Annotated in this window: 15 protein-coding genes; 5 read left to right on the top strand and 10 right to left on the bottom strand. The window is 48.3% G+C overall.

Annotated features, from left to right (window positions below):
* Positions 1 to 60: 60 nt before the first annotated feature.
* Positions 61 to 381 (top strand): hypothetical protein, encoded by a 321-nt coding sequence (locus tag HNV11_RS21430; RefSeq protein ID WP_171741613.1) that lies wholly within the window; start codon positions 61 to 63, stop codon positions 379 to 381.
* A gap of 91 nt (positions 382 to 472) precedes the next feature.
* Here HNV11_RS21430 and HNV11_RS21425 read toward each other — a convergent pair whose 3' ends face one another.
* The 4 genes from HNV11_RS21425 to HNV11_RS21415 all read right to left on the bottom strand — a co-directional run bounded on the left by HNV11_RS21425 (position 473) and on the right by HNV11_RS21415 (position 1,742).
* On the bottom strand, positions 473 to 979 hold the full coding sequence (locus HNV11_RS21425; protein ID WP_171737925.1) for an IS1 family transposase: 507 nt from the start codon (positions 977 to 979) through the stop codon (positions 473 to 475).
* A complete protein-coding gene (locus HNV11_RS24260) occupies positions 924 to 1,190 on the bottom strand; it encodes an IS1-like element transposase (protein ID WP_394353889.1) in 267 nt (88 codons plus the stop codon). Before HNV11_RS24260 ends, HNV11_RS21425 begins: the two co-directional genes overlap by 56 nt.
* A 26-nt stretch (positions 1,191 to 1,216) precedes the next feature.
* Positions 1,217 to 1,441, bottom strand: a complete 225-nt coding sequence (locus HNV11_RS21420; RefSeq protein ID WP_171741612.1) for a hypothetical protein — start codon at positions 1,439 to 1,441, stop codon at positions 1,217 to 1,219.
* 112 nt (positions 1,442 to 1,553) lie between these two features.
* Complete coding sequence (locus tag HNV11_RS21415) at positions 1,554 to 1,742, bottom strand: hypothetical protein (protein WP_171741611.1); 189 nt, start codon at positions 1,740 to 1,742, stop codon at positions 1,554 to 1,556.
* 642 nt (positions 1,743 to 2,384) lie between these two features.
* Here HNV11_RS21415 and HNV11_RS21410 point away from each other — a divergent pair.
* On the top strand, positions 2,385 to 2,801 hold the full coding sequence (locus HNV11_RS21410) for a hypothetical protein (RefSeq protein WP_171741610.1): 417 nt from the start codon (positions 2,385 to 2,387) through the stop codon (positions 2,799 to 2,801).
* 452 nt (positions 2,802 to 3,253) lie between these two features.
* Here HNV11_RS21410 and HNV11_RS24255 read toward each other — a convergent pair whose 3' ends face one another.
* Complete coding sequence (locus HNV11_RS24255) at positions 3,254 to 3,325, bottom strand: DMT family transporter (RefSeq protein WP_394353891.1); 72 nt, start codon at positions 3,323 to 3,325, stop codon at positions 3,254 to 3,256.
* A gap of 174 nt (positions 3,326 to 3,499) precedes the next feature.
* Between HNV11_RS24255 and HNV11_RS21400 the strand changes: the two genes are divergently transcribed.
* Positions 3,500 to 5,599 (top strand): outer membrane protein assembly factor BamB family protein, encoded by a 2,100-nt coding sequence (locus tag HNV11_RS21400; RefSeq protein ID WP_171741609.1) that lies wholly within the window; start codon positions 3,500 to 3,502, stop codon positions 5,597 to 5,599.
* 324 nt (positions 5,600 to 5,923) lie between these two features.
* Here the strand turns inward: HNV11_RS21400 and HNV11_RS21395 are convergent, their stop codons facing one another.
* Both HNV11_RS21395 and HNV11_RS21390 read right to left on the bottom strand, forming a co-directional pair.
* On the bottom strand, positions 5,924 to 6,490 hold the full coding sequence (locus HNV11_RS21395) for an N-acetylmuramidase family protein (protein WP_171741608.1): 567 nt from the start codon (positions 6,488 to 6,490) through the stop codon (positions 5,924 to 5,926).
* A gap of 70 nt (positions 6,491 to 6,560) precedes the next feature.
* Positions 6,561 to 6,866 carry a hypothetical protein gene (locus tag HNV11_RS21390; protein WP_171737708.1) on the bottom strand — a complete coding sequence of 102 codons (306 nt, stop codon included), beginning with the start codon at positions 6,864 to 6,866 and terminating at the stop codon, positions 6,561 to 6,563.
* A gap of 190 nt (positions 6,867 to 7,056) precedes the next feature.
* On the opposite strand from HNV11_RS21390, the gene HNV11_RS21385 reads away from it, so the two are divergent.
* Together HNV11_RS21385 and HNV11_RS21380 are read left to right on the top strand one after the other, a co-directional pair.
* Positions 7,057 to 7,302: a hypothetical protein gene (locus HNV11_RS21385; RefSeq protein WP_171741607.1), complete on the top strand. Its 246-nt coding sequence runs from the start codon at positions 7,057 to 7,059 to the stop codon at positions 7,300 to 7,302.
* Positions 7,303 to 7,538: 236 nt separating this feature from the next.
* Entirely contained in the window at positions 7,539 to 7,772 is a 234-nt protein-coding gene (locus HNV11_RS21380; protein WP_171741606.1) for a hypothetical protein, read from the top strand.
* A 192-nt stretch (positions 7,773 to 7,964) separates the two neighbouring features.
* Here the strand turns inward: HNV11_RS21380 and HNV11_RS21375 are convergent, their stop codons facing one another.
* The 3 genes from HNV11_RS21375 to HNV11_RS21365 form a co-directional block, all read right to left on the bottom strand.
* Positions 7,965 to 8,366, bottom strand: a complete 402-nt coding sequence (locus tag HNV11_RS21375) for a LytR/AlgR family response regulator transcription factor (RefSeq protein WP_171741605.1) — start codon at positions 8,364 to 8,366, stop codon at positions 7,965 to 7,967.
* A gap of 225 nt (positions 8,367 to 8,591) precedes the next feature.
* On the bottom strand, positions 8,592 to 11,105 hold the full coding sequence (locus HNV11_RS21370; RefSeq protein WP_171741604.1) for a right-handed parallel beta-helix repeat-containing protein: 2,514 nt from the start codon (positions 11,103 to 11,105) through the stop codon (positions 8,592 to 8,594).
* A 1-nt stretch (position 11,106) separates the two neighbouring features.
* The gene (locus HNV11_RS21365) at positions 11,107 to 11,736 is read right to left on the bottom strand and encodes a hypothetical protein (protein WP_171741603.1); all 630 of its coding nucleotides are present in this window, start codon (positions 11,734 to 11,736) and stop codon (positions 11,107 to 11,109) included.
* Positions 11,737 to 12,033: the final 297 nt, after the last annotated feature.

Below are 12,033 nucleotides of genomic sequence, written 5' to 3'. Positions count from 1 at the left end.
GCTTGTCCATTATTAACTTCACTACACTACCTTAAAAGCACACAAACTCACTAAAACGTTATGAAAAAAGTACTCATGCTCGCTTCCGTTTTTGCGCTGTTATCGGTGGCGCAATCGGGATTCGCTCAGGCCGTTCAGGAGGCAAAGGCCGCCAAAAAAGAGATGAAGGCCGAAAAGAAAATAGCCAAGGCTAAGGAACATCGCATGGAAGCCAGAACGCACAAAGGGCTTGAAATAAACGGTATTTCAGACCCAAAAACCAGGATGGCTAAAGCAGACCGGAAAATGGAAAAGGCTGAAAAGAAAGTTATGAAAAGGGACGCTAAAGAATTAAAAGCCGTCGCTAAAGATAAGAAGAAAAAGGCCGAAGGCATCGATTAACTAACACACCTAATTACACACAGTTTGGGCTTTTATTGAAAATTCCCTGGACTATTTAGCCCAGGGAATTTTTGTTTAGTTCGGTAGTGGCTTAATTGCGTTTATCGGCAAAGAAAAATTGGTTGATGAATAGACCGATTATCGTATCATGTATAGTAACTGACTTGGAAAAGCAGATCGTTCGGCGGGCCAGGCGTTTTAGCCGGGTCCGAAGAGTAAGATGCTTTCGTTCAAGACTCTGCAATAAAGCTTTGCTTTCCAAACGCAGTCTTTGATCCAAACAATCAAAGTATGCCCACCAGCAGTCTGTTATCCACCTAATTACCTGAATTCTAGCTTGCTCTAATAGAGCTAGTAAGTGACGGAAGGTTTGGTGAGTACGACGACCAAAAACAAAAGCAACCACCTCGCCGGTCACGGCATCCTCTACCCACCATAGCCAGCGCGGCTGCTTCTTATTACGTACGTAAGCCCACATTTCGTCAACTTTAAGCGTGATTTTCAAGCCTTTATTGACATAAACAGGATTGACATAAACAACCTCACTGCTTTTTTTTAAATTGGTTGCTAACTGTATTGCGGTTAACACCCAGGACACGAGCCGTATCGCGCACGCCCGATCCATTCAGCACCATTTGGGTAATTTGCTCTTTAACCAATGGATCACGGGCTTTGTGGGTATAAATCTGCACAAATGTTCGACCGCAGTCGTAGCATCGGTAGCGTTGAGTGCCAGCCCGAGTAGAGCCATAGCGTTTGACTTGTTGAGTTTGACCGCAATGTTTGCAAATAACCGCTTCTAAGACCATCAACAAAGATACCATTTCAACGCAATTCAGCCACGACCCAGCATGTAGTTGAGGTATTTGACCGTAACGACCTGAAACTTGATTCCCCCTTCGGGCAAAAAATAAAATTCATCCGGCCCACCATCTTTCGCTCTGGTGCGTTGCTCAACCACCCAGCCGTCCCGTGTCCAGATTGACACTGCCCCATCCATGCTGTCTTCCCAGTTAAACCCCAAATCCTGTAAGGTCTGTGCGTTAAGTAGTCTTGGCATAACCTAAGGCATTTAATCTTTTTGGATCATCGTCAATATGCTGATTTTTAGCGATTTGCGCGCTTCTAACTCAACCTTACGTCAATTTCCTGAATCGCCAGTTCAGCTTTGGTCAGCTCCAGCTCCCATTCATTTCGCTTGCCGGACTTGGCCTTGTGACCGCCCAGTTTGCGTTTAGCTTCGAGCGCATATCAATCAACCGCCAGTTGTGGTAAGCCAGCTCATAACGCCCCGCATACTCCAAGACAGCGGTGGCGAAGGTGGCTGGCTCCTCAGCATCAACGGTCGACGTTTCGGGCAAAACCGGTTACGCTCCAGATACCGTTTTTTGTCCCAAATGACTTCAATCTGGGCTTTCATCTCAAGAATAGGTTTAAGCAGTTCCGGGCAGTTGTCTGAAGATCCATTGACAAAAAACTGATATTCAGCTGGTTTGGGTAGGACAGGAGTGTACACCTAGGGTTATTAGTTATCACATAAAGTTTATGATAGAAAAAACCAGATTTACAGAATGAGTATATTATTTAAATAGCTGACGACACTAGTTTTACTTGGTTTTTTACGCTTTAGTTGTAACTGCATCGGCCAGATTAGCGTCCGTAAAGTAGGGAAAGGAAAGCGAAGTAAATTAAAAATTAAACAAACGATTATCGGAACAAAGCGTAGAGATTGCTGAATACGCAAAATAGCAAGCAAAAGCGCTCAATTAAGCTCTGTTATATACATTATTTAATGTACTATGAAATTATTAGTTTTATATGCTTTTGAATAAGAAAAATTTTTAATAACAATGGGTAATACATTAAATAAGCGTTCAATGTCAAGAATTTACAGCTCTTTACAAATAGCCAATTTTTAAACATTCTAACTGATATTCTGTTGATAGTCTTACTTCTATAGAATACTCTATAGGGGATATCGTCAATTTTAAACATCAACAATTATGAAACATTCAGGGAAATTAATCAGCGCTGTCGTACTTACTTTGCTACTGGCTGTAGCGAGCTTCAATAGCGCACAGGCACAACTAAAAAGCACAACGACAGCGGAACAATTAGCCGCGGGTTTAACTAATCTCCAGCAGGGGCTTGTTAATGCAAATGTTAACTTATCAAATCTGACTATTCAGGATTTGGTAAATATCGGAAAGGTTGACGTTAAGGATGTAGTAAACGTTAATAATGTGCTCAACAAGAACGAGATTACGGCACTTAATAATTTAATTCGAGATATTACCATCACAAATGTTCTGAATGATCTTTTACGAAATGCCAACATTTTAAACAAAAACCAGGCAGTAGTTGGCCTGCTAAGTAGACAGTTCGTTGTCCAGAATGTAAATCAGCCAACGAACCGATAAAGCCATTTTATAAAACATAACATACAAAAAGCTCCATACAGCAATATGGGGCTTTTTGTATGTTATTAGGTTGTCTTCTTTTATTAACATACTATAGTAGGGTATAACCCTTTAAACCTGTTTAAAAATGCTTGAGCATTCGGCTGATATTGAATAAATTGACTAACAACTCATGGGAGCTAAGGCCTACGGGTAGCGTCTGCAAACTAAACAAAAGCCTGTATGTTGCTTTGTTAATTTGACGCGTCTAACGCTCCGGGATGGCTATAAGCACGCCTATTCTGCTATTAATTCAGCTACATAAATAACTGCCCGCTATCAGTTAGAGGAGGTTAGCTTCATCAAAATTAGCCCGATCACGATCAGGAGCGCGGTCAGTAGACAGGTAAAGCTAAACGCTTCCCCTACCCAGAGAATACCCACAATGAAAGCCCCGCCGTACCAATGCTTGTTCACATGGTATAGGAAGTACCGAGCGGCAAAGTCCGCATCGACAGAGAAAGCAAACAGAAGCTCCCGATCATGGCGATCAGCGTAATTAAGGAGGGGGCCAGTCGGGTGAAGCTCTCAGACGGTAGTACGGGTCATTAGAAGGTAACACCAACAGGATTGTTGCTGTCCCTGAGCCACATAAGCCGGGCGGTCATCGCAACTTTCGGCTACTTTGTGTACATTTATCTATTCCTCCTAACCTTTTTATGAAACGGTTCACCTACCCCGCCTTACTGCTGATGGTTGGCCTGCTCAGCCTAACCGAAAAACCCGCCACCACCGACTGGCCCGAATACAACGGCGGGCCAGATCGCAACCATTTTTCACCGCTCACGCAGCTAAATCCGGGCAACGTAGCGGGCTTACAGGTTGCCTGGGAATATGCGTCGGGTGGCGTCGATACGCTCAAGAACAATACCCAGATTCAATGCAACCCGCTTATCATCGATGGCGTGCTGTACGGCGTTTCGGCAGGGTCGCAGGCTTTTGCGCTCGACGCAGCCACGGGCAAGGAGCTTTGGAAAACAGCTTTCACCGACGATACCTTCGCCATGAATAGCCGGGGCGTTACCTACTGGACCGATGGGAAGGAGGCTCGAATTTTCTTCGCCTACGGCTCGCTGCTTTACGCTCTCGATGCCAGAACGGGCAAACCGGTGACTGGTTTTGGGAATGGTGGCAAAATCAACTTAAAAGAGGGCCTTGCCCGTCCCGGAGCCGACGAGTACGTAGTGAGCAACACGCCAGGCGTGGTCTATAAAAACCTGCTCATTATGGGCCACCGGGTGTCTGAGCTTGCACCGGCCCTACCCGGCGACGTGCGTGCCTACGACCTGCACACGGGGCGGCTCGTCTGGACGTTTCACACCATTCCACACCCCGGCGAGTACGGGGCCGACACCTGGCCCAAAGACGGCTACCGCAACTTCGGGGGTGCCAACAATTGGATGGGAATGGCCATCGACCGGCAGCGCGGCATCGTGTACGTGCCCACGGGGACTGCGGCTTTCGATTTATACGGCAGTACCCGGCCCGGCCAGAACCTGTTCGGCAATAGCCTTATCGCCCTCGACGCAGCCACGGGCAAGCGGCTCTGGCATTTTCAGACGATCCACCACGACATCTGGGATCGCGATATTCCAGCTCCGCCTAACTTATTCACCGTCGTTCATGACGGCAAACAGGTAGATGCCGTGTCGGTTTTATCCAAACAAGGGTTCCTGTTTGTCTTCGACCGGGTCACGGGTAAGCCCCTGTTTCCGATTGAGGAACGACCCATGCCCGCTTCCACTGTTCCGGGAGAAAAAGCCTGGCCCACCCAGCCGATTCCGTTGAAACCCGCGCCGTTTACCCGACAATCGTTTTCGGAAAGCGATATTAACGACTTTGTCACCGACCGCGACACGGTGCTCGCCCAGCTCCGGCGCTGGCAATCGGGTAAGGAGTTCATTCCTCTTCCCCTAAGCCCTAACCGGACCGTGTTTTTCCCCGGCACCGACGGTGGCGCGCAGTGGGGTGGGGCCGCAGTGGACGAAGCCGGCATTATGTACGTTCCCGCCAAGCAGATTCCGGTCACTATGGGGCTTGTTCCGACTCCTGCCGGTTCAGCCAGGGCCGTTGAGCACACCGGTAGCCAGCTCTACCAAACCCACTGTGCCGCCTGCCACGGCCAGAACCGCGAAGGAAGTCACGACGGTAGCTATCCTGCCCTGATCAGTATTTCCCAAAAACGTAACGAGGCATCGGTGGCTCAGGTTCTGGCCAAAGGCCAGGGTATGATGCCTGCCTTTACCTCTCTAAAGGAAGCCGAACGAAAGGCCATCGTGGATTTTCTGTTCGGCAAAACAACGTCCGTTGCCAGCAAAGCGAACCTTAACACTGCGCCTTACCACCACACCGGGTTTACCCGTTGGTATGACCGGGCCGGCTATCCCGTCAGCCGCCCACCCTGGGGCACGCTGACGGCGATTGACATGAATACGGGCGAACACCGTTGGCAGGTCCCGCTGGGCGAGTACCCTGAACTGGTGGCCAAGGGCCTGCCTCCGACGGGCACCGACAACTATGGTGCCCCGGCCGTCACGGCGGGCGGGTTGCTCTTTATTGCCTCCTCCCGCGACGAACTGATTCGGGCTTTCGACCGTAAGACGGGTCGTGAACTCTGGCGCGCCAAACTGCCTGCCGCCGGGTATGCTTCGCCGAGTACCTATGCCGTTAATGGCAAGCAATACGTAGTAATTGCCTGCGGAGGGGGCAAACTCAAAACGAAGTCGGGGGATCGGTACGTGGCGTTTGCTTTGCCGTAAACTGCCTCTTGATGGGTCAGAGGTTGTTTTAAATAGAGACTAAAAAGACTACGATGTTTGGCAAAGCACGTAGATTGTGATGAGCGATTTGCCCGAACTGCGATCAATCGGGAACGTAACGGGGACAAGTCTATTCGCAATCTGATAATAGGTGCTGATGTCAAATCCCTGTTGTATGAATAGCCTATATATAAAAACGCCCGGCTTAGTAAACCGGGCGTTTTTCAACTCCTATGAGAAAAGCCCTATTGGGTTGAACCAAAGACGCGGTTAATGCAGAAGGGTTGCACAGAAAATATAATAGAAACAGGCAGTTCGCATAGTTCAGTTGCTGTGCTTCTTGTAAGCGTCTGCCAGTTTATCGTCGTATTTCATCAGTTTGAAGCCCGGCCCATTATACACCTTCGCGAAGAAAGCCCATTTGTGGTTGCGCAACTCATCGTCTAGTCCCCAGGCTGTAATCAAATGGCAGAACAGGTTGAGTTGTTCATTTTCCGACTTAGACATTCGGGTAATAAACTCGGCCAGGGATTTACTGCCCGTATCCGGCCAATTGGATCCAAGCACCTGAAACAACCCAAAACTGGTTGCCATGCGAGCCGCTTTCAGGTTGAGTACCTTCGCCCGGTCATACAGTTGCCAGCTGTGTGAGGTGCTGGTTGGGTAGCCCTTCCGTAAATGCGGAAAGCTGATATCCGGGTGCGTCGCATCAAACTGGCCCTGCGTGTACCGGTGAAACAGGTGCGGTTCAAAACGAATCACAATGCGCCCGTCGGGTAAGAACCCCCGGCCATTAGATTCAACTTCGGTAACTGCCTTAATAACGGCGACTTCTGTATTCAGACTTTGGGCAGCCTGTCTGTAATCCTGTTCGGTCAATGTGTTAGGCATGGCTTTATTTGTTTAGTCAAATAAAGTAAGTGCCCGGTAATCAATAGCTTTCAATCATTTTATCAAGCGGTTAATTCGCTTCGCCACTGCCTTCCTGTCGGATTTGTTCAGAATTGTATCGACCCTCATTGTCAATAATACCGCCTTCCGAAAGCGACACGCCAAGTATGTCATTTAAGAGTTCTGCGTGTTCGGGCGACAGTTCGATCATGTTGTTCACCGCCTTTTCACCAAACTCCTTTTCCAGGTTGCCCAGCTCCTTATCCGAGCGGGAATCCGAACCATCCGGATTTCGAATAGTGCCTTCTTTCAGATTATGCTTCTTCTCGAACGATCCTATAGTTATGTCGGAGCGATCTTTACGTGGCTTTTTCATAGCTTGAACTGGCTTGGTGTAACTTAGACATATGACGTATATACTGAACTTGTTTGCGGGGTTAACTCTTTAGCCCGGAGAATGGTGTAAAAAATTATTCTGTTAAAATCATTTTTTTCAGATATCCTTCGCCAGTAGCTGATAAGCTAGTATCTTGGTTATCTTTTTACTCAGACTTACAGACAAAACTATGGATGCTAACGATCAGGAAACTAAACTGGCCCATGAGTTAACCCACAGCGTGAATGACGCCCTGAACCGCAGAATTGAAGAACGCTTTCGGGCGGCTCTGCTGCTGGTTAATCCAACACTCGATATGGAGAAGGTAACCGTTATCAGCAATGTGGAAAACGATAACGAACTGTTAGTTGATGGCATCGACGACGAGACTGTTGATCAGGCGATGGCCATTTTTGAAGAGCAGGGAGATGAATAAGCCCTGTTTCTAAGCCAGACAGTGATAAATTTCGATAGGTAAATACATCAGGCCTGATCGATAAATAGTTTATAAGCTATTGTATTTCAATGATTTAATTTAGTGAAAAGCGTATAGCCTCATTGGGTTGTACGCTTTTTTATTGATCGGAGATAAAAACAATTTTATCATAAAATTGTCTTATATACTAAAACGAGTTTACTTTGTTCTAAGATTGGGAACTTACCAAGAAATCTATGAGCATTCTATTATTCTATCTGGTCTTTACTCTGTGCGTAATGCTTATTGGAATGGCTGTTAGTAATATCAGGCACAGACAGGCATTACGACGCTATAACCAACAGGTATTAAAGGCCGTCCGGAAAGTGAAAGACCGATTTAAAACGAAGCAGTACATTCAGCTCAACTATGGAATGCAGCGACCCGGCGATCCTTCCAGACAGATGATGCATGAAGTTAACAGCAATTAGAAATGCACCAGAAGTTCACTAAAAGCATACCCCTACAAACAGCAATTTGACCATAAAAAAGCCGAACGGTATGCTCAGGACCGTTCGGCTTTAAAATTATCGAAAAGAAAAGATTATCAGCTCTATATACGGAAATGAAGTATAGCTTGGATTGCCAGTCAGGAATCGTCCCGAAGCTGGCCTGTTAGCTACCTAAGCAGTAAGGGCTTTAATCGTGGAGTTCGCCAGCTGCCGACGAACAGTTGCCCACCGACGACGAGAGATAGGCAAGACTTCGCCCGTGGTCAGATAAACCAGCCCACCCGAATCGGCTCGCTCCAACCGATCAACATAATACCGGTTAATGATGCAGTTCCGGTGCAAACGAATGAACCACTCCCCGGGTAGTTTGGGTGTATAATACTTGAGTGTTCGAGGCATTAGCATCCGCTGGCCATCGGCCCAGTTCAGCCAACTGTAGTTAGCTTCGGCCTGAAGGTAAACCAGGTTCATCACCGGAAAAGACCTGCGCCCGGTCTCCTTGATATATAATTTAAGCGGGGGCCACTGATGAGGCAATGTGGTGGGAGTGGAGATAAGGGATACGCGGTGCATACAGTTGGATTTTATGAATTACGTTTGTTGAGTATGTTGATGGTCAAAAGTAGAGGTACTAGCTAAAGGCAACTATAAGGTTTGTAACAGCGCCTATAATATTTGTCACATCGTGTATACATAGACGTTTTTTTGCTGTCAGATGGCGTTTTCAGGGATAAAAAAGCCCGGCACTGATTGTGTCGGGCTGTTACAAGCTACGGTTTAGTAATCGGGTAAGACGGGTTATTGACTGATAAGTTCGTAGTTCTTGCCGTTATAAACGAACGTCCAGTGGCGGCTGCCTGAAGCCGTTGGCAGAATGATTCCGTTTTGAAAACTGCCGCCGGGGTTCTGCATCAACGTACCGCTCTGGCCGCTGATCTGGATGTCGGCGGTAGAGTTAGCGTCATACCGGCGAATCACTACAAGTTGACCTGGCGTTTGATTACCCGGGTTGAGAGTGACCGAAACAGCCGTGGCGCCATTATCGACTGAGATAACGGTATGGCCGGCACTGGGCGTAACGGTTGAGGAAGTCGTAATCTTCTGATAAGCGAAATTCGCGCTTCCATCTGCTCCGTCATTGTCTGTACGGGTCCAGCTCCCGCTCCGGAAGGTGTATGTTCCTTTCCCGGCGTCGGTTTGCTGAACGGTCGTTCCTTCGTCAACGCCTGTCATGGCAGTTCGTTCAGCCTGCGTAACAGACGGGTTTGGATTGACCGCGTAGGTCAGGCCACCAGCTTTCACGAACGTATTCTGAAACGACCGATACTGGCCGGTATGAATCAGCTTCCAGGCATCGTTGATGATTGTGTTGCCAGTAACGACCGAGCTGGTATTTTCTGCAGCCTGCACCTGCAGGTAAAAGACCTGCACCGCGCCACTTTCACCTTTGGGCGTTGACCCGGTTAAATCAAACGTATTGTTTTTGACCAGCCAGTCGTAGCCGAAGATCTGGACGGGACTTTCCAGGGCGTTTCGGCTCCGAAACGTATTATTGGTAATGTTTACCTTGCGAATTTTCTCGTTGGTGGCGTCAATGGCTTTATGGGTAAAGCCGTGAATTGTTACGTCCCGGATGTCCCAATAACCCGACAGGTCCGTAATGCCATCAAAGGAAGTCGGTTGGCTGGCCGGGTCGGTCGTGCGGGAGATCAGCTTAATCCCGTTATATTCCGTAGAGCCGAAGGAGTTGTCGTCTTTGCGGGCGTCGAGCGTAATGCTTCCGCCCGAAATGGTATTGTTAAACCCGTATAATTCCATGGCGGCTACCCGCGCCTGTGTAGCCGTGGCAGCAATACCGCCCGATCCATTCTTAAAGACCGACATCTGGATAACGTTATTGGCAAACAAACCACCAATGGAGGTCGCTTCAATAACGCCCCGGTCGGTATTGATCAGCGTATTATTCGTTACGCGCAGGTTGCGGCTGTCGAGCGACAGCAGATACCCCTGATTGCGGGTCGAATATTTAATGACGTTGTTGTCGATCACCAGATTGCGGCCAAGGCTGTTTCCGTTGATTTCAATCGCCATCCAGCAGTAATTAATGTGGTTGTTGGTAATAAGCCAGTTTCCAAAATCTTCATTGGTTGAACCACCCTGACACCAGCCCCAGCCAAAGATGCCATCACCCCCAACTTTATAGATCGTATTGCCCGTAATGATAGCTTTGCGCGTTGTCTGGCCCAGGTGAATCGCGTTGTAGGTGATGGCAGGCGACAGTTCGGTTATTTGCAGAGCCGATGGATCACCGATGTTATAGAACTGACAGTCTTTAATGACAACGTCATCAAGCGAGTGTGTTTCGGTAGCTCCGGTTTCGCCGAGCAGAATGCCGTGTCCCCAGAAATCATTAATACGAATCCGCTCGAAACGAATCCGCCGGGCGTTGTTGGGCGCCGAATTGAGCCGGATAGCTGCCTTTAGCGCTTTGCCCGTTGACGGTCCGGTTATTGTCAGATCCTCGAATGCCAGGTCACCCCGGCCATCTGCCGTAAAAACAGCTCCGTTTCCTGAGAAACTGGCATCCACGATAATGGTGGTGCGATGCATACCGGCCCCCCGAATGGTCAGCCCTTCATTGTGCAGATTCAGTCCGGAATTCAGTTTAAACGTACCGGCGGGTAGATACACAACCCGCTTGGGGTTGTTTACGCCCTGGTAGATAGCATCCTGCAGAGCGGCTGCGTCATCGGTCGTGCCGTTACCGGCTGCGCGCAAATTACTGGCTGTTTCTTCGGTAGCGTTTACCACAATCGACGACATCGGTAGGCTGCCTTTGGGCGAGCGAATTCGCCCGGTGCCTTTGGGCGTAAGAAACAGATCAATATTGGCATCCGCGCCCGTTGCCTTCAGGGCAGGGCCCGACCCGGCGGTTTCACTGCGAATCGTAAACTCGTTGACGGTATTGCTGGCGGGGACCTCGAATTTCAGAATTTCGTTTCCGTTGTTGTCGGACAGATACCCGCCATTAATAAACCTTGGCGCAGTAAGCGTCTTATTGATTAATGACTGAGTAGCCGTCAGGCTGACTACATTTGTACTCAGACGAGCGTCATTGAGCGTACCGGTCGTTAATTGGCTGGCATCGTTTGTTGCACCACCACCGGTGGCAGTAACGCTGATTACGCCTTCCGTTGCTACTAAGCCAGATCCTATTTTGACAACACCATATTGAGTACTACTGGCAACCTGGGCGTAGGAAATCTGCGCAATCAGCAGAAATATCGGTAGGAGAAGGGTTGTGTATCTCATTTTATTTCTCCGATATAGTGACAATCTTATCAGCATGCATGACCCCTGCGCTATCCGCCCAGACCATATACCATTGGTTCGACTTACCGTATCGCTCATCCGAGGTTACCAGCACACGCCGGGACACGTTAGCCGAAAACGTCAGGGCGTTCATGGCTGCATACGTATCAACCGTCTGGTAAGAATCGGCATCTGTAATGCCGTAGCCGGCAAGAGTAGTGGGCTTGTTGGTAACTTTTGAAAATGCCAGAGAGGTTAACCAGGCCGGATTAGCGTAAGAGCCGCTAAGCTGCGCATACCGGCTGTCGCCGGCTGCATTGGACCGCGCCGTCGTGAAATATTGATTGGTGCCTTCCGGAACGTCGGTAGTGACCAGAGTCACTTTGGGACCTCCTTTACCGTTGACGCTGGTTACGGCGCTGGCCGTTGCATTAACCACCTCCGATTGTAGAGCAAACGGACTGAAATTACCGTCTGATAGTTTATGCCCTAACCGACCGGCTGAGTTATACCCAATTACTGTACTTACAGTCGGGCTGGCTAACGTAGTATCGCTTTTAGCCGGTGTAGACTGGGCAAATCCCGATACGCTGATCAGAGTAAGCCCTAAAGCCTTGAGAAGCGTTTTCATGGGTGATCACTAATTGAGTGCTATGTTACTGTTAGCAAATCTATGTAAATATAATTAACAATAACTAACATTGGTAACAAATAAGTTAATAAATATTATAAATAGTAACATCATAAATATGTTAATACAAATGCAGGCAGGTTGTTTGTAAGTTGAACTGACTGGCGCTAGCAGCACAATAAAAAACAGAAATGCCGGACCAGGCATTATCGCCTGATCCGGCACCTAGTGCGTTTTTCGAAAGCTACAACCTGGCTTCAACTACCTTTTTCTCAGCAGTTTGTAGTATCTGTTTAC

Source organism: Spirosoma taeanense (genome assembly GCF_013127955.1).
In the GTDB taxonomy this organism is placed as follows: Bacteria; Bacteroidota; Bacteroidia; order Cytophagales; family Spirosomataceae; genus Spirosoma; species Spirosoma taeanense.
This window is presented reverse-complemented; position numbering and strand designations above follow the sequence as displayed.